General features: G+C 46.9%; 14 protein-coding genes and 1 pseudogene. 8 read left to right on the top strand and 7 right to left on the bottom strand.

Going from position 1 to position 16,984, the window contains the following annotated elements; all coding sequences use genetic code 11:
• Positions 1-49: 49 nt before the first annotated feature.
• Complete coding sequence (gene metC, locus AC3CIC_RS20555) at positions 50-1,237, bottom strand: cystathionine beta-lyase (RefSeq protein ID WP_016959786.1); 1,188 nt, start codon at positions 1,235-1,237, stop codon at positions 50-52.
• Positions 1,238-1,516: 279 nt separating this feature from the next.
• Between metC and AC3CIC_RS20560 the strand changes: the two genes are divergently transcribed.
• Together AC3CIC_RS20560 and AC3CIC_RS20565 are read left to right on the top strand one after the other, a co-directional pair.
• Positions 1,517-2,392 (top strand): phosphate/phosphite/phosphonate ABC transporter substrate-binding protein, encoded by an 876-nt coding sequence (locus tag AC3CIC_RS20560; protein WP_488516042.1) that lies wholly within the window; start codon positions 1,517-1,519, stop codon positions 2,390-2,392.
• 21 nt (positions 2,393-2,413) lie between these two features.
• A complete protein-coding gene (locus AC3CIC_RS20565) occupies positions 2,414-5,050 on the top strand; it encodes a hybrid sensor histidine kinase/response regulator (RefSeq protein ID WP_488516043.1) in 2,637 nt (878 codons plus the stop codon).
• Positions 5,051-5,172: 122 nt separating this feature from the next.
• Here the strand turns inward: AC3CIC_RS20565 and cscK are convergent, their stop codons facing one another.
• The 3 genes from cscK to AC3CIC_RS20580 all read right to left on the bottom strand — a co-directional run bounded on the left by cscK (position 5,173) and on the right by AC3CIC_RS20580 (position 9,222).
• On the bottom strand, positions 5,173-6,114 hold the full coding sequence (gene cscK, locus AC3CIC_RS20570) for a fructokinase (RefSeq protein WP_488516044.1): 942 nt from the start codon (positions 6,112-6,114) through the stop codon (positions 5,173-5,175).
• Between the two features lie 133 nt (positions 6,115-6,247).
• Complete coding sequence (locus AC3CIC_RS20575; RefSeq protein ID WP_016959790.1) at positions 6,248-7,636, bottom strand: PTS transporter subunit EIIC; 1,389 nt, start codon at positions 7,634-7,636, stop codon at positions 6,248-6,250.
• An 8-nt stretch (positions 7,637-7,644) separates the two neighbouring features.
• Positions 7,645-9,222, bottom strand: coding sequence for a glycoside hydrolase family 32 protein (locus tag AC3CIC_RS20580; RefSeq protein WP_488516045.1), 1,578 nt, complete (start codon positions 9,220-9,222; stop codon positions 7,645-7,647).
• A gap of 226 nt (positions 9,223-9,448) precedes the next feature.
• Here AC3CIC_RS20580 and AC3CIC_RS20585 point away from each other — a divergent pair, with 226 nt between their 5' ends.
• On the top strand, positions 9,449-10,396 hold the full coding sequence (locus tag AC3CIC_RS20585) for a LacI family DNA-binding transcriptional regulator (RefSeq protein ID WP_488516046.1): 948 nt from the start codon (positions 9,449-9,451) through the stop codon (positions 10,394-10,396).
• Positions 10,397-10,427: 31 nt separating this feature from the next.
• Here the strand turns inward: AC3CIC_RS20585 and AC3CIC_RS20590 are convergent, their stop codons facing one another.
• From AC3CIC_RS20590 to mak, 3 genes and pseudogenes are all read right to left on the bottom strand, one after another.
• Positions 10,428-10,922 carry an NfeD family protein gene (locus AC3CIC_RS20590; protein WP_016959793.1) on the bottom strand — a complete coding sequence of 165 codons (495 nt, stop codon included), beginning with the start codon at positions 10,920-10,922 and terminating at the stop codon, positions 10,428-10,430.
• Positions 10,922-11,869, bottom strand: a complete 948-nt coding sequence (locus AC3CIC_RS20595; RefSeq protein WP_016959794.1) for an SPFH domain-containing protein — start codon at positions 11,867-11,869, stop codon at positions 10,922-10,924. The genes AC3CIC_RS20590 and AC3CIC_RS20595 overlap by 1 nt, the downstream gene beginning before the upstream one ends.
• A 238-nt stretch (positions 11,870-12,107) precedes the next feature.
• A pseudogene (mak, locus tag AC3CIC_RS20600) lies at positions 12,108-12,964 on the bottom strand (fructokinase).
• Positions 12,965-13,585: 621 nt separating this feature from the next.
• On the opposite strand from mak, the gene cspE reads away from it, so the two are divergent.
• The 5 genes from cspE to AC3CIC_RS20625 all read left to right on the top strand — a co-directional run bounded on the left by cspE (position 13,586) and on the right by AC3CIC_RS20625 (position 16,981).
• Complete coding sequence (gene cspE, locus AC3CIC_RS20605) at positions 13,586-13,792, top strand: transcription antiterminator/RNA stability regulator CspE (protein ID WP_016959796.1); 207 nt, start codon at positions 13,586-13,588, stop codon at positions 13,790-13,792.
• Between the two features lie 148 nt (positions 13,793-13,940).
• On the top strand, positions 13,941-14,801 hold the full coding sequence (locus AC3CIC_RS20610) for an AraC family transcriptional regulator (RefSeq protein ID WP_016959797.1): 861 nt from the start codon (positions 13,941-13,943) through the stop codon (positions 14,799-14,801).
• A gap of 14 nt (positions 14,802-14,815) precedes the next feature.
• Positions 14,816-15,550, top strand: coding sequence for an AzlC family ABC transporter permease (locus AC3CIC_RS20615; protein ID WP_488516047.1), 735 nt, complete (start codon positions 14,816-14,818; stop codon positions 15,548-15,550).
• Positions 15,550-15,855: an AzlD domain-containing protein gene (locus AC3CIC_RS20620; protein WP_016959799.1), complete on the top strand. Its 306-nt coding sequence runs from the start codon at positions 15,550-15,552 to the stop codon at positions 15,853-15,855. Before AC3CIC_RS20615 ends, AC3CIC_RS20620 begins: the two co-directional genes overlap by 1 nt.
• Before the next feature lie 127 nt (positions 15,856-15,982).
• Entirely contained in the window at positions 15,983-16,981 is a 999-nt protein-coding gene (locus AC3CIC_RS20625; RefSeq protein ID WP_488516048.1) for a response regulator, read from the top strand.
• Positions 16,982-16,984: the final 3 nt, after the last annotated feature.

Genomic DNA, 16,984 nt, shown 5'->3' on the forward strand with positions numbered 1-16,984 from the left:
GTGTTTTCTCGGAATGCCTTACGCTTCGTTCGTTTACCGCATTGCTCAATCAGGCAATGCGTTCAAAACCTGCTTGCAGATCGGCAATCAAATCGTCAATGTCTTCCAGGCCAATATGCACGCGTACTAACGTACCTTCAAAATCAACAGGCCCTGCTGGGCGAATGGCATTGAGCTCTTCGGGTTGGTTCGCCAGAATCAAAGACTCATACCCGCCCCATGAATACGCCATGCTGAAATGCGTGAAGTTATCCAAATACTCAGCGATTTGTTCATCAGTCAGCTTCTTGTTCAACACGAACGAGAACAAACCACAGCTTCCAGAAAAATCGCGCAGATAGTTTTCATGCCCGATTGCTTCAGGCAATGCAGGATGATTGACTCGCGCCACTTCAGGGCGTTCACTCAACCACGCTGCAACCGCGGTGCTGCTTTCGTGATGTTGTTTCAGACGAATACCTAAGGTGCGAAGGCCACGAGATGCCATGTAAGCTGTATCGGCATCAACCATTTGTCCCATCAAGTAGGAACGTTCACGAAGACGCTCCCAACAACGTGAATTGGCCACCGCGGTTCCAATCATGGCATCAGAATGACCGACGATGTATTTGGTGCCCGCTTGAATCGAAATATCAATGTCATGCTCAAACGCATTGAACAACACACCAGCAGCCCAGGTGTTATCAATCATGATCACAACGTCTGCGTTAACCGCACGAACAGCATTGACGATCGCGGGGATATTTGGCACTTCCATGGTAATGGAATTCGGCACTTCTAAAAACACCACCGAGGTGTTTGGCGTCATCAGCGTTGCCACATCCGCGCCACGCATTGGATCATAATAAGTGGTCGATATACCCATGTCGGCTAGTATCGTGTTGCAAAAACCCTGAGTTGGCTCATAAGCGCCACCTGTCATCAATACGTGATCGCCAGATTTCACAAACGACAGCATGCTGTTAGCAATGGCCGCGGCACCACAAGGGTACAATACACAGCCCGCACCGCCTTCTAGCTCTGTCATAGCATCTTGGAAGGCAAAGTGAGTCAGCGTGCCGCGACGACCATAAAATAACCCTCGTTCACCCCGTTGCTTAGTCGCCAATTTCTTCTGTTCGACGGAATCAAAAACAATTGACGATGCGCGTTGAATCACGCTGTTAACGCTGCCATGGCAATATTCTTTTTTTCGACCTGCCGACACTAACTTTGTGTTCAGTTTTTCTGATGACATGAAATTTCCTTTTTCAACCAAGCCTACCTTCGTTTAGCAAGCTCAGTACGACCAATTTTCCTGCTAGCCCCAAAGGTTACCGCAGAACTTTACGTTTTGCAGCGCCTAATCATCACGCGTGAAAAAAAGGATAACTCATGCGATGTGGGCGGCAAAAAAGTCACAATACTGGTCAAATCACACACTGAGCCATTAGCCCTATAATTCACACACCAAAAGGCGCAAAAAAGAGACACTGTACTACATTTAAGATACGTCTATTTTGGGATGATATTTGCAATGAGATCAATCAGTAAACATCAGCATATTTCAACAACGCGATGGCATATTGTCTTGCTGTCAGCGGTGATCGTCTGGATTGCAATGACAACATCAGCACATTCGGCTGAGCAAGGGAACGCGTCAAACCCGCTGGTATTTGGTGTTGTGCCGCAACAATCTTCCGCCAAGCTTATTCGCGACTGGAGTCCTGTGATGAGGCAAGTCAGTGAGCTATCTGGCTTGAAAATTCGCTTCGCAACCGCCCCCAATATTCCTGAGTTTGAAAAAAGACTCGCCGCCGGGGATTACCATATCGCCTATATGAATCCTTACCATTTTACGGTGTTCAACCAATCCCCTGGCTATCAGGCGATTGCCCATGCAAAGGGCAAACGTATCAAAGGCATATTAGTGGTTGGCAAAGATGCAAAGGTCACTTCGTTAAAAGACTTGGATGGAAAAAACGTTGCCTTTCCCGCCCCTGCCGCGTTTGCAGCCACCTTACTGACACAAGCAGCCTTAAAAAACGAAGGGGTCACATTTAAACCCTATTATGTCGGCTCTCACGATTCTGCCTATTTGGCCGTTGCGGATGGTCTGTTTGATGCGGGCGGCGGCATTGTTCGCACATTGGGCGCGACACCTGAAAATACAAAGAAAAACCTCAACGTACTTTTCACCACAGAGGGATTCACACCGCACGCGATTGCTACCCATCCTTCACTTCCCGATGATATCAAACAACGCTTACAAGCCGCATTTGTTACCCTCGCAGAAACGCCAGAAGGCTTGGAAGCGCTTAAAGCTCTCAATATAAAAGGATTTCAATCCGCGAGCGACGCAGATTGGGATGATGTTCGAGCACTAAACATTTCGGTCATTAACCCTGGCTAATGTTAATAGGGCACCACATCAATGACTTTTCGCCTAAAAACCATACTAGGCATCGCTCTGATCGAGGTGGTGCTGCTTGCCATTCTCATTGCCTCGGGAATTGGCTGGCTTCGAGATTCTAATGAGCAGCAAATTATCGCCAACGGTGAACGCTTATCTGACACGTTCGCCATTGCTGTTCGCGATGCCATTATTTCAACCGATCTTGCAAACCTGCGTGCTTTTAGCAAAGAGGCCACGCGCAACGACGATATTGCTTACATCCGCATCTTCAACGATCAGAACCAACGACTAGCACAATCATCAAGTATGTCAGATGAGCTTCATGTTCCGAACTACAACCAGCTTCCCTCTGAATCAAAAGACGGCATCTATGATATTCGCGCTGAGATTAAGATTGACGAATGGAAAGTGGGGCACATTGAGTTGGGGCTGGACGTCAGTGCGTTTAGTCAACTGATCCAAGATGCACAGAAATATGCTGTTTCGTTGGCATTGCTCGAAATGGTCCTTGTTGCACTGTTCTCATTTGGACTTGGCTCACTGCTTACCAAACAACTCTTGCAACTCCAACATGGCGCGTTAGAGATCCAACAAAAAGGTCCCGGTATTTCAGTCCCTGTAAAAGGCAATGACGAAGTGGCACAAGTTGCCAGAGCGTTTAATAAAATGTCTGTCACTTTGGCGCATACCTATGAAGAACTCTCTGTTGAAAAGAACCGATATAAACAATTGGCCGTGCAAAACAAGTTGCTCGCAGACATTGTTGAACAATCGCACGAAGCCTATTTGATCACGGATTTACAAGGATATATTTCGCGAACCAACAATGCATTGAACGAATTAATTGGCTATCAAGAAGAAGAAATCGTTAATAAACACGTGCAAACACTGCTGTTTGGTGAGAGTCCCGAGGCTGATGCGGCTTATGACATCGCTGACACCATGGAGATTGGCGCAACAACAATCGTCACAGTGGAATGCCTTACCAAGACTCACAAAAAGATATGGACAGAAATAAGTGCCTTTCCGATTCTCGACAGCGTTGGAAAAATCGACCGTTACGCATTTATTGTTCGTGATATTAGCGAGCGTTATCACTTTGAGCAAAAGCTCAAACAAGCGGTCACCTCCGCGGAACAAGCCAACAAGTCAAAATCCGAATTTCTCGCCAACATGAGCCATGAAATCCGCACGCCTATGAACGGCATTATTGGCATGTCTGAAATGCTAAAAGAGTCATCGTTGTCGCGCGAGCAACGCAGCTTTACCAATATCATCAACGGCTCGGCAAATGACTTACTTCAACTTATCAATGACATTTTAGATTTTTCAAAGTTAGAAGCGAATAAGCTCTCTCTAAGCAACATCCCCTTTTCTCTTCGAGATTTGGTAGAAAATTGTGCCACTCTATGCTCTGTTACCGCAACGAAGAAAGAACTGTTATTGGTGATTGATATCCCCCCTGAACTCAACACTGACGCGATAGGGGACGAACTCCGACTACGTCAAATTGTCAACAATCTGCTCGGAAACGCGATCAAGTTTACCGATAACGGTTACATCAAAGTCATCATCCGTGGCGAACCCTCAAAGCGAAATGGTTATATCAATTATGTTTTCAGCATTGAAGATACTGGCATTGGCATCCCTCAAGACAAACTGAGCGACGTGACTAAAGCATTTGAACAAGTCGATGGCTCCACCACACGACGTTATGAGGGGACAGGTCTCGGACTTTCTATCACCCAAAGCCTACTCGATCTGTTTGATAGCAGTTTGCAAATCACGTCACAAGAAGGCAAAGGCAGTCAGTTTTCGTTCACTATCGCCCTGCCTTCTGTTAACAAAGCTAGCTCTGACAGCGGTGTGCTATCAGGTAAGCAGATTGCCATCGTTAATGCCGACCCACTCCACCGATCTATTTTGAACAGGTACTTTGCATTTTGGCAGGCAGAGACCACGTATATCACCGCCGTCGAGCACATTGCTCACTCGAAAAAGCACTATGACGCCGCTGTAGTCTTGATGTCCATGCACAGTGAATGGCAAACGACTCAGGTCTGCCCTGTCATTGGCGTCGTACCCGAAGTCAAACAACTTGAGATATCGGCAAATCTTTCCGATACGCATTTCATCGCTAAGCCAATACGTATGTTGCAGCTATTGTCTGAACTACAACACGCCATGAAAGAGGTGCTGCCTAAGCCATCAAACGCATCACACAGCGTTACACTACCAACGATGCCGGTGTCGCTGCAGACATTATCGATTGTTGTGGTGGATGATATTGAGTACAACCGAGATGTGCTGCGTCTTTACCTTGCGGATATTGCAGACAATATTGAATTCTTTGCCGATGGCAGAGACGCCATTGCACACTACAAACAAAACCTTTTTGATATCTTGATCACCGACGTTTCCATGCCTCACATTGACGGCTATGAAATCACCCACCAGATTCGTATGTTCGAACAGGAACACAATGTGCCACCCGTGTTCGTTATTGGCCTGTCAGCACATGCCAGCACCGAAGATGCCACCCGTGCGCTCAATGCGGGGATGGATTCGTACTTAACCAAGCCCGTCAATCGGGCAGATCTCGTCCAGACACTCAGTGATGCAGCTAAACAAAGAACATCAACAGCTCACCATTAACACATGCACAAACGTCAAAAAAGCGCAGGAAGCTCGTTGATCTCCTGCGCGTATCTTTAAACACGTTTCTCAACGCTGAGCGATGAGTCATCAACGTTGAACTCGCAAAGCAGTATGGTGATTTAGCCGTTAGTAATGAAGGCTTCTAAACTGGCTAAATCTGGTAATGCTGTCATCGCCCCTTTTTGTGTTGTCGCCAACGCACCACAAGCATTTGCCCAAATCACCGCTTTTTTCGCTGCTTCAGGGCTAGTCAGAAGCGATGTTTCTGAAATGCGTTCTTTCGATAGGTTAGCGAGCAATCCTCCCACAAAGGCATCCCCTGCACCTGTGGTATCGATAGGTTTCACCGTTTTACCTGTGATCAGTGTTTGTTGGTTACCTTGCACCAACAATGCCCCTTTCGCGCCCTGCGTCACCAAAATTAACGGAGTGCCTAACGTAGCCATCTCTTCCAACGCGGATTGCAAATCTGGCTTTTGGGTCAAAAATAGCAGCTCGTCATCCGAAAACTTCACCACATCAGCCATGGCAACTGCACGCATCACTGTCGGGATGATATCGCTCTGGTCTTGCCAAACTTCGTCACGAAGGTTGGGGTCAAAGCTAACAAAGCCTCCCGCCGCTTTAATCGCCTCCATCGCCATAAACGTGCTGCTTCGACTTGGTTCATTCGCCAATGAAATCGAGCAAGTATGCAGCCATTCTCCAGCAGAAAACGCCGGAATATCTTCCGGCATCATAAATTGGTCAGCGCTGGGTTTAACCATAAAGGTAAAACTGCGCTCGCCATTGGCATCCAGATCCACCACCACAGTCGAAGTGCGCTTGTCCTGATCGAGCACAAGATGATCAATATTCACGTTTTCATGTTTTAGCGTGGCAGCAAGAAAACGACCAAATGGGTCATCACCAACACGTCCAAAGAAGCCAACATCACCACCAAGGCGTGATACCGCTACAGCCACATTCGCTGGCGCACCACCGGGACATTTTAGGTATGTCATCTCTGTATCAGGGATCAAATCCACAACCGCATCACCGGTCAACCACACTTTGCTCATTCAATGATTCCTATAAAAACATGTTTTAAAATCATAGACCGCAATCAAGCGGTCTATTGAAGTGCTACTCTGCCTTTTCGTAAAAAAGCGGTTTTATTAAAAACAAGAGTTTTGCTGGCGATAAACCGAGGACTTACCCTTGTGTAGTCTGCACAGGATTGTTGATGCGTGTAAGAACAAACGACGTACAGAACGCCGAAGCAATTACCGCTAGATACATCATAAGATCCATGAGTGAACTGGTGTAAAGCAACATACCTGGAATGAAAGTAATCCCCATACCCGACGCACTCACGTTGAAAACATACGCCACCATGCCGCCAACAGAACCGCCGATCATCCCCATGAGAAAGGCTTTGCCGTATTGCAGGTTCACACCGAACAGCAACGGTTCAGTAATACCAAACAAGGTTGAAACCGACGCACTGTAGGCATTCGCTTTTTTCACTTTGTTTTTAAGCAGCGTGGCAATCGCAATGGCGGCACCAAACTGACCGGCCATTGAGGCTGTGATCAATGGGTTAAGCGGGTTTGAACCGGTTTCATTCAGCAAACCGATTTCAACCACACCCAATGCATGATGTAAGCCAGAGATAGTGATGACTTGTTGCAATGCGCCCACCAGCATGTAGCCAATACCAAATGGCAAATCTAGGCCAAGCACGACCAACTGCGTGGACTGATGCTCCACGACCTGAAGCATGGGCCCAACGATAAATAAAATGACACTGATAGCGATCAAAATGGTCAGAAACGGCGTGATAACCAGATCCATGACAGCAGGTACGACGCGGCGTAAACGCTGTTCTAGCCACGCGACAAACCAACCTGCAAAAATCGCCGGCAATACCGTACCCTGATACCCCACCAGTGGAATCGTGAAGCCAAATACGCTGACAGACATCGGATCGGCACTACCACCCGCCACCGCCCAAGCGTTGGGTAATTGAGGTGCGACCATCATCAAGCCGACCACAATACCGAGTACCGGATTGCCACCAAATCGTTTGACCGCAGAATAAGCAATCAAAACGGGCAAGAATGCAAACGCCGTATCAGTGAGCATGCTGAACAACGCTAAACCGTTACTCGTAAACGGCACGTCGAGCTGAAGCAACAGTCCACGAAGCCCCATCAATAAGCCTGTGGTAACAAGCACAGGGATTAACGGGATGAGAATGTCGGCAAAGGTACGCACCACTTTCTGCGTCACCGTCATGTTTGCGTACGCATCTTGTTTGAAGTCGCCAGATGATTCGCCCGCGTCGGCGCTTTTACCCAGAAGCTTGCTAACTTCTGCATAAACGTGGCTCACCTTGCCTGTACCAATAATAAATTGGTGTTGGCCTGACTGCGCAAAATAGCCGCTAATTTCTGTGATGTCTTTGGCAGCATCCACATCCACCTTCTCAGCGTCAACCAACACAATGCGTAAACGCGTGGCGCAATGCTCAGCATTTCGGATGTTTTCTTTGCCGCCGACAGAAGCAATGATCTTCTTGGCTACGGAGGTATAGTCCATGATTATTCCTATGATTCCTTGGTTAATTCTGTATGTAGTTCCTGAGGAACAAGTGCTTCTGACGTGATCGGGGAAGTGTTCACTGAAGGAGAAATCTCGTACGCATCGAAGTAGTAGTGAATCTCTGACGTCGAATTCAGTTCGATCTTGCTATGAGGCGAGTGCGGAAAAACACGAGCAGTAAACGCAAGACGTCCACCATCAATGAAAATCTCAGCAATACTGCCATCGATTAGCACGTCAATTTCCAACGTCTCACCCACCGGATACGACGCGCGGCGCTGCTCGCCCCACTGTTTTGCAAATCGTGAGGACATATTGCTGCGATCAAGCGTGATGCGTTTTTCATCGGCATCAATGATCAAATCAAGGGATTCGTTTTCAGTCGCCAGCAAACTCAGTGTGGTAAGGCACTTCACGCCATCTAGCGTTAGTGTGAAGCGATAACGGTTTGGGATACCTGCTGCTAATACCTTCATGCCTGAACCCATGCCTTCACCTTGCTGATGTTCAGCGTAAAGTGCTTGAATGGCGTCAACGGGCCGCTGGCAAAGCTGATTATCCTGAATAGTCAGTGCTCTTGGGAACGTTAAGCAGTTACTCCAACCCTCACGATCACTCGGGTAATCGGGGTCACCACATCCCGCCCATGCAGACAGAATACGTTCCCCTGTTGGATGGTTGTCCATGGTTTGCGGCGCATAGAAATCAAAGCCGCGGTCCAGCTCTTGCCTCACCTCCACATCAAAAGTTAGCGTGCGCCAATCTGCTCGGCCCAAGCAATACACCACGTTGAATTCGTTATGGAAGTGGTCCCCTTTTGGCGTGATGCCTTGTGGTGAAAACACCAGCACGTCACAGCCATCCAGTTCGAAGAAATCTGGGCATTCCCACATGTAGCCGCCAATGGTGTCATCGTCGTTTGTAAAACGAACGTCCAACTCTCCCATCAGCTCCCATGCCATCGCATCATCACTGCGATAAACCAACACACAGCCTTTTTCTTGCTCGGTCTGTGCGCCAAGCAACATGCGATATTCATTGCCAACTGCGAAGACTTTCGGGTCGCGAACATGGCCGCTGTAACCCGCAGGCACCGTTGGGATCAGCGGGTTCTGAACGCTTTTAGTCACCACGCCATCTTTGGACAAGGTTGCCACACACTGTGTCGCGTCACGAATGTCGTTTTCGTATTTAAGGTTGCCCGTGAAATAGAGCAAACATTCCTGATCACCATTTTTTTGTTTCAAACAATACGCCGCGCCAGAGTAGACACCGCGTGCGTCGTAATCCGTATCTGGGGTCATCGCGAGTGTTGGTGAAGACCAGTTCACAAAATCATTAGAGCGCACATGCGCCCAATGCTTCATCCCATGCGCAATACCAAACGGATACCACTGGTAAAACAGGTGATACTCATCGTTGAAATAACAAAATCCATTCGGGTCGTTCAACAGCCCAGCCACCGGAGAAATATGGTAGCTGGGACGCCAGTGGCTTGATGCCACTTGATGCTGGTAATCATCGAATATCGACCATGTCGCTTCAGTCAGCGCAACATACTTCGGGTCGGACAGTAATCTCAAAACAAGGTCTCCAAAAATGTTGTCTCCTTAGCGGAGCAGATCGCAAGCTTACGGCAGGTTCTTACTAACAGCATCAGTAACCGCAGCATTCAGAGGGTTCTTTTATTTGGTTTCGCTAAGAGAGAATTGGAACTGTGATGTAACAAATAATTTTTGTTACATTATGTTCTACAATGGCGGCGTTTTTTCATCAGAACAGTTCAATATTTTAGAGCGGATAACAAGAATGAGTACAGTGAGAGAAATCGCCAAACTAGCGGGTGTTTCCACCGCAACAGTTTCCCGCGTGATGAACAACCCAGACACTGTCTCACCCGAGCGCCGGGAAAAAGTGGAAGCTGTCATGACAGCATTTAGCTATCAACCTCATCAACGCAAGCGCCCCAAACCCACCAATTTATTTGGCGTAATAGTGCCGGATATTACGAACCCATTTTTCAGCCAGTTTCTTGATGTTCTAGAAAAGGAGGCTTATCTACACGGACGCAGCATTTTGTTTTTTAACAGTCGACACGATCGCCACCAAGAACGCATTTACCTTGAAGAGTGCGCACGACACAACGTTGATGGGGTGTTCTTGCTTCCGTTAACTTGCGAGACAGAGTTCCTCGAACATCTACAGGCATTGCCATACCCCGTTGTGATGCTGACTCGTACCTCTTCACTTATTACCAGCTTCGCGGTCGATCATGAAAAGGGCGGACGACTTGCCGCAGAGCATCTGGTTAAAAAAGGGCATCGACGATTCGGCTACGTGGGCGTGCGAGCCGGCCTTGAAGCCAAGTTGAATGGCTTTTCCGATTACTTAACGGAACGTCATTTCATACTGCCAGACGAATGCTGCTTCGATGTAAAAGCGGATGGTGACTTGAATGCCTTTGTCGTGCGTTGCTACCAAGAGAAAAAACCACCCACTGCCTTTTTCTGCATGAATGATGTTACTGCAGAAAAATTGCTTATTACTTTGCAAAAACACGGAATCGAAGAGGTGGATGTCGTTGGGTTTGATGACAGCATGACCGCGAGGCTGATGGCGTTTAGCAGTGTCGCTCAGCCCATTCGTGAGATGGCTTATCGAGGATTTGAAGAAATGTTGGTGCTCGTCAAAAACAAAGGTGAGAAAAGCGAAACGTATACGTCTTTGCTCTTCCCACCCAAGTTAGTTGTACGGTGATCACTTTTATTGCGGCTGAACATGGTAATGGCTATTCGGCGGCAGTTTCCACAGGCTCGACGGTAAACTTACCGACATCAACTGCCACCACCTTCACAGAAGCACCCGAAGGCAGAATGGCATCACGATGTTTCGGGCCAAGTACAAGTTTCCAATTCACGCCGGAATACCTGACTGTTGCCGGATTCGCTGCATCTAACTGCGCTTCTAAAACAAAGTTCAAACCCATCAGATCGCTGTGAATATTGTATTCGCGGCGTACCGTTTTTTGCATGTTCTTCATCGGCCACCACAGCAAGACGGTTAGCACACCAGCACCAATGCCTGACCCTGCAATTACCGCTGTCAACGTGGCCGGCACAACGCCAAACCACACCAATGCACCAGTGGTAATTGTTGATAACCCTAACGCCAGCAAAACAATGGTCGACAACCCAAGTAACCAGACTTCCACGATCAAAAACACCAAGCCAGTGATCACAGTGACTTCAGCCAAATTGTCTTGAATATACGCCATCAAATCCATTATTTTTTGCCTGCATTCAAGGTGTTAATAATACTCATTGCCTCTGCCACAACGCCTGCAGCGCTCGATTGACTGTCTGGAAGCAACACCACGGAAGATTCCTTAGCGATGGCTTTTTTAGCTTCAATTGCTTTAACAGCAAGATCCAATTGAATCGCTTTCTGACCTTCTTCCGTTGACGCCGTACGACCAATGACTTCAAGTGCCTCAGCTTGCGCTTGTGCAACAGCCAGAATCGCTTGAGCTTCACCTTCAGCTTGCAGAATTTGTTCAGATCTTTCTGCTTCTGCCGCTAATACGCGAGCCTGTTTGTTACCTTCTGCCACGTTAATTTCAGACTGACGCGCACCTTCGGATTCAAGGATCACAGCACGTTTTTCACGCTCAGCTTTCATCTGGCGCTCCATCGCATCCAAGACAGAACGCGGTGGATCAATGTCTTTAATTTCATAACGCAGCACTTGCACACCCCAAGGCAGTGCCGCTTCATTGATGGCAGAGACAATGGCAGTATTTAAGCTTTCACGTTCTTCAAACGTTTTATCCAATTCCATACGGCCAATTTCTGAACGCATAGAGGTTTGCGCCAGTTGAGTGACAGAGAAAATATAGTCATCTACGCCGTAACACGCCTTAACGGGATCAACAACTTTGATATAAAGCACACCATCGACAATCAATGAAATATTGTCTCGAGTAATTGCCGATTGGCTTGGCACATCAAACGCTTGCTCTTTTAATGTGCGAACGTAGGCCAAGCGGTCGATAAACGGAACAAGGATGTTCAAGCCCGCTTCCATTGTTTTGTGATATTTACCAAATCGTTCAATAACATAAGCCGTGTTTTGCGGCACAAACTTCACTGCTGAACGCAAGAAGATGACCACCAAAATGGCCAAAATGACCCACGTATTTAGCAGTGCTGGTAACAGCGCAATAAAATCCATTCTTGTTCCCTTAACTATTTGAAATCTTGGCCCATCATAACGAAAGGCGCTGACTAAAAATGCATCAAAGGATGGAAATTGGGACTGGACTAGGATTATTAACGGAAAGAATTTCTTGGCTAGAGAATGTGCGGTGAATAAACGTGAATCTAAAAGAAAAGAAGAAAAAGGTAAGGTGATGGATTACCTTACCTTCTAGTGACTCAGTTCGTGACTCGTTGGTTCACAATGAGAGGGCTTACCAAAGCCACGCTGCGCCACGCACACCACTTGAGTCGCCATATTTGGCTTTCACCACGGGTGTCGCGCATTCGCCACCCAGCACCCATTTCGCCATTCGCTTAGGGACATTGGTGTAAAGGCGCTCGACGTTAGACATACCGCCACCCAAAACAATTACGTCTGGGTCAATCACATTGACAACAGATGCCAACGCGCGGCCAATCGATCTTCATAGCGTTGAATACAGGCTTCGGCGTCCGCATCGCCTTTTTCAGCCATTTGAATAATTTCAGGGCCACGAAGTGTTTGGTTTGTTGTCAGTTCAAAGTCTTTCCAAAAGCCAGTCCCTGAAATAAACACTTCTAAGCAACCTGGTTTGCCGCAATAGCACGGAATGTCTTCGGCGTGCTTAGTGTCGGTTTCACTCTGCCAAGGCAAGGGATTGTGTCCCCATTCACCAGCCACACCATTTCCACCTGCGTGAACATGACCATCGATCGCGATACCCCCACCACAACCCGTACCAATGATCACACCGAAAACCATGTGTTTTCCTGCGCCAGACCCATCGACCGCTTCTGACACCGCTAAACAGTTAGCATCGTTGGCAATACGAACTTCCCGGTTGAGTAATTGCCCAAGATCTTTGTCGAGAGGCTGACCATTTAGCCACACGGAGTTGGCATTCTTCACCAAGCCAGATACCGGGGATAAGGTACCCGGTATTCCCAAGCCAACGCTACAGGTTTTACCGACGGCTTTTTCTGCGTCATCGACTAAACCTTTAATTGCTCGTAACGTTGCCTGATAGTCATGCTGAGGCGTTGGAACACGTTTGCGAAAAACTTCTTCACCACTCTCAGTGATAGCCATCACCTCAATCTTGGTACCACCTAAATCTATCCCAATTTTCACTGTGTTACTCCACGCGCACAAAGCGACAAATATGAACCCAAACAGGCTGTAGTTTTGCTTGCAGAGACTCGAATCATATCAAGTCCTTTCAAAAAATTGGTACAGCTCAACACCAATCAAAACTTAACATACCTGATAATCAGTGACTAAATGTGTTGAATTTACGATATAAATACAAAACCAGATTTTGCCATAACCACTTGATTAATAGCTTAAATAAAGATTTTTTTTCATATTTCGAGATATAACTCACTTTCTTTTCTCTAATTTCCGACTATTTTTACTAAGTGCACAATGTCGTTTGGTCGTTCTCTATACAGCGATTTAGGTGACAAAACGCACAAGGTAATGCAGAGCCAACCGACAAATGGTTTACCGTCGGTTTCTCCGCAGTAATATTGTTCGGCCTGGTTAATAGAGCGTTTTATGCTGCAATTGAATACTCACTTCGTTACACACTACCTTCGCATAAGTAAGTTGTCCTGAAGATATTCGTTAAATTTGTCACCATAAAAGATTCATTAGTAGGTCCACATGCTTTTTGCAAAGTAACAGATAGAAATATATTCAGGAGACAACATGTCTAAATCTACCGGTACAGTGAAGTGGTTTAACGAAGAGAAAGGTTTTGGTTTCATTCAACAGGAAAATGGCCCAGACGTATTCGTTCACTTCCGTGCTATCACTGGCGACGGTTTCAAAACACTGGCTGAAGGCCAGCAAGTAACATTTGAAATCGAGCAAGGCCAAAAAGGCCCACAAGCTGCAAACGTAGAAAAAGCATAATTTTTCTACCCGCAGAGAATTTAAAAGGACGCTTTCGGGCGTCCTTTCTTCGTTTTCCCTCTTTCATGTGACCAATTCCCGCAATTTCGTACAAATTTTCATCCCTGTTTTGCCCTATACTAAGCCGCTAAGGCAATGAAGGTCTGCAATGGAACATGCAAAATTTGATGCTTCTCCTTTGCTTGGTGGGCTAGAACTCCTGCAAGCAACGTATGAAAAGCAGGCGTTTTCACGCCATACACATGAAGGTTATACAGTCGGTGTGATCCGCCATGGCGCGCAGCGTTTTTGGCGAAATGGCAGCTATCACGTTGCGCCGACCAGTAGCATTATCATGGTCAATGCGGACCAAATTCATGATGGCCATTCTGCCAGTGAAGGCGGCTGGGCCTATGAAGCTATGTATCCCACTAACGCGCAGTTTCAAGCAGTGACAAAAGATCTTGGGCTGGCATCAGATGTCCCCTATTTTCCTTTTGCGGTAGAACAAGACCCGAAACTGGCTAACCAACTCCTGACACTTTTTGCCTTGCTGCGAAACAATGAAGACACCTTACTCACGGAAACCTTCACACACCACTTACTGCTAACGTTAACCTGTCGTTTCAATAAGCATCCTCAGCAACCCGTTGATATCGCGAAAATTGGACCACAGTTGGATGTTGTTAGAGAGTATCTCCATCAGCATGTCACTGACACTGTAAATCTTGACACCTTAAGTGTTCTATCCGGTATCAGCCCGTATCATCTTGTTCGCCAGTTCAAGGCTCGCTTTGGGCTTCCGCCTCATGCGTATCAAATACAACAGCGTATTCGTCTCGCGCAATCGATGTTGAAAAATGGCCTCTCTCTCGTTGATTGCGCTATCGCCAGTGGGTTTCACGACCAAAGTCACTTGCATCGCCATTTCAGACGCGCCATCGGTGTCACACCCAAACAATATCAGCGCGCAATTTCATGCAAGCTTTCAAAACCTCGCATTGATACAACGGCTGTCATGTCGTCATAACAAAAGATTAAAATATGCAAAAGGAATCTCCCGTGTCTCGCCCTAACACCCGCTCTTGGCTCAACCCTTGTGCTGATATGCTTCCTCTTAGTCTTGCCGTACTTCCATGGGGCGTGCTTTGTGGTTCACTGGGTATTCAGGCTGGATTTACCCCCTTTCAGGCACAAGCCATGTCGTTGTTCGTTTTCGCTGGTGCAGCACAGCTTTCGGGCGTCGCCATGATGGCTGCGGGGGCACCCGCCAGCACTCTATTTGGCACGACTTTTGTGATTAGTGCACGGCACCTGCTGTACTCGGTTAACTTGCGTCAGCATATCCGTATCCTGCCATTGCGATGGCGGTTGGCATTGGGCTTTGTTCTCACCGATGAAATGTATGCTGTTAGCGCAGCTCACACTGAGCGTACCGGCCACTTTGATCGTCATTATGCATTGATCACGGGCACCTTCTTTTATCTGTGCTGGAACCTTGCCACTTTGGTTGGTGTACTTGGCGGTACGCAGTTTGACAACATCGAAGAGCTTGGCCTTGAGTTCGCCATCGCCGCCACCTTCATTGCGTTGGTTATCCCTACCATCAAAGAACTACCTATTCTCGTCAGCGTGATTGTCTCTGCTGCTGCCATGGTGTTATTGACGCTGGCGGGTATGAGTAACGCACTGATCGCCGCGGCTCTTATTGGCATGATTGCGGGGTTTTTCTGCGAAAGTCTGACTCCCATAAAAAACGCCAACAAGGAGGATAAATAATGAACACATGGCTCATGATTCTCGGCATGGCATGCATCACTTTTTCTGTGCGTTATTTCTTCCTTGCTAAGAGTATTCCATTTCGAGTCACGCCTGTGATGCAGCGTATATTGAAGTTCAGTGCGCCTGCAGTACTAACCGCTCTCGCTGTTCCATTTTTGGTTTTCCCTCAGGGTGAATTGGATATTTCTGTTCAAAACCCTTTCTTGATTGCAGGCATCTTTGTATGTGCACTTAGCCTGCTGCGATTAGGCACTTTATCTACCGTTCTGATCTCGATGATTTTCTTTTGGTTTATTCGATAATTTCACAAGAACGGGATCTATCTCTGACACCTAAACTTCATTCGTGATACAGGCGTCTCTTTTGTTGAAAAATCAGCAATATAGACTATCTCTTAAATAGGGGTTTGTAAGTCATTGGAGAGTCTGGATGTTAGAGAAATGCTTGGTCGTTGATGATCATGAAATGATTCGTGAAACGATTGCTATCATGGCCAAATCGCTCGGCTTTAAAGAGTCGATTACCGCGGTTGATGGCGCAGATGCGATCTCTAAGCTTTATCATCATCGTCCTTCGTTAATCATTACTGATTTACAAATGGAGCCTATTGATGGGCTCGAAATGTTACGCCTGATTCGCAGCGGAAGATATGGGCTATCGAATGACATCCCGATCATCATCCTTACCGCCAATGCGTCCGAGCAAGTCATCGCCCAGTGTATTGCATTTGATGTTGATGCTTTCCTGGTCAAACCGGTCAATCGAAAGTCATTGCAAGATCGTATTACCCAGCTTTCTCAACAAGCCAAACCTAAAAAAACCATTGAGCACTATTTCTCGATGTATCAACAAGACCCCGCGAAATCGACAGCGTTCCAAGTCAATGGAACGGTGGCATTTAATGACGAGGACCTAAGAGAATTCGACATGCTTTTGCATGGAGAGAAAGCCAAAACGCCTCCCCCATCATCTGTTCAAAACTCACTGCAGTATGCACAAAACACGGAAGTGACAAAGCCCGATGACCGCAATAAATTCATCAAATGGCAAGATCGGTTCACCGTCGACAACGAAGAGTTGGATACAAGCAACAAAGAACTACTCAATATCATCAATGATACCTACGACCTCATTCTTGAACATAGAGAAGACCAAGCTTTTGAAGGCGTATCCAATCGTTTTCAGCACTATGTGAAACAGCATATTTTTCGCGAAGAAGCCTTGCTTGAAGAACATGGCTATGCGCGTTTAAAAATCCACCGAGACATCCACTTAAGGCTGGTGAAACAAGCCGACTTCGTGGTGCTGAAATGCCAAGCAGATCCAAGCTTTTATAAAACTGATTTTTTCAAATTTCTGCGCTTTTGGTGGGTAAAGCATGTGATTCAAGAAGACACGAAATACAGGTCCATTTTCTCTGGTGAATGATAA

This window comes from Enterovibrio sp. QJM3NY_24, assembly GCF_057786035.1.

What these genes read in the sequence shown, in the direction of transcription:
- AC3CIC_RS20620 (WP_016959799.1), top strand. Translation starts at nt 15,550, where the DNA reads ATGAACACATGGCTCATGATTCTCGGCATGGCATGCATCACTTTTTCT.
- cscK (WP_488516044.1), bottom strand. Translation starts at nt 6,114, where the DNA reads ATGAGCAAAGTGTGGTTGACCGGTGATGCGGTTGTGGATTTGATCCCT.
- AC3CIC_RS20610 (WP_016959797.1), top strand. Translation starts at nt 13,941, where the DNA reads ATGGAACATGCAAAATTTGATGCTTCTCCTTTGCTTGGTGGGCTAGAA.
- AC3CIC_RS20560 (WP_488516042.1), top strand. Translation starts at nt 1,517, where the DNA reads ATGAGATCAATCAGTAAACATCAGCATATTTCAACAACGCGATGGCAT.
- AC3CIC_RS20615 (WP_488516047.1), top strand. Translation starts at nt 14,816, where the DNA reads ATGCAAAAGGAATCTCCCGTGTCTCGCCCTAACACCCGCTCTTGGCTC.
- AC3CIC_RS20590 (WP_016959793.1), bottom strand. Translation starts at nt 10,922, where the DNA reads ATGGATTTGATGGCGTATATTCAAGACAATTTGGCTGAAGTCACTGTG.
- AC3CIC_RS20565 (WP_488516043.1), top strand. Translation starts at nt 2,414, where the DNA reads ATGACTTTTCGCCTAAAAACCATACTAGGCATCGCTCTGATCGAGGTG.
- metC (WP_016959786.1), bottom strand. Translation starts at nt 1,237, where the DNA reads ATGTCATCAGAAAAACTGAACACAAAGTTAGTGTCGGCAGGTCGAAAA.
- AC3CIC_RS20575 (WP_016959790.1), bottom strand. Translation starts at nt 7,636, where the DNA reads ATGGACTATACCTCCGTAGCCAAGAAGATCATTGCTTCTGTCGGCGGC.
- AC3CIC_RS20625 (WP_488516048.1), top strand. Translation starts at nt 15,983, where the DNA reads ATGTTAGAGAAATGCTTGGTCGTTGATGATCATGAAATGATTCGTGAA.
- cspE (WP_016959796.1), top strand. Translation starts at nt 13,586, where the DNA reads ATGTCTAAATCTACCGGTACAGTGAAGTGGTTTAACGAAGAGAAAGGT.
- AC3CIC_RS20595 (WP_016959794.1), bottom strand. Translation starts at nt 11,869, where the DNA reads ATGGATTTTATTGCGCTGTTACCAGCACTGCTAAATACGTGGGTCATT.
- AC3CIC_RS20585 (WP_488516046.1), top strand. Translation starts at nt 9,449, where the DNA reads ATGAGTACAGTGAGAGAAATCGCCAAACTAGCGGGTGTTTCCACCGCA.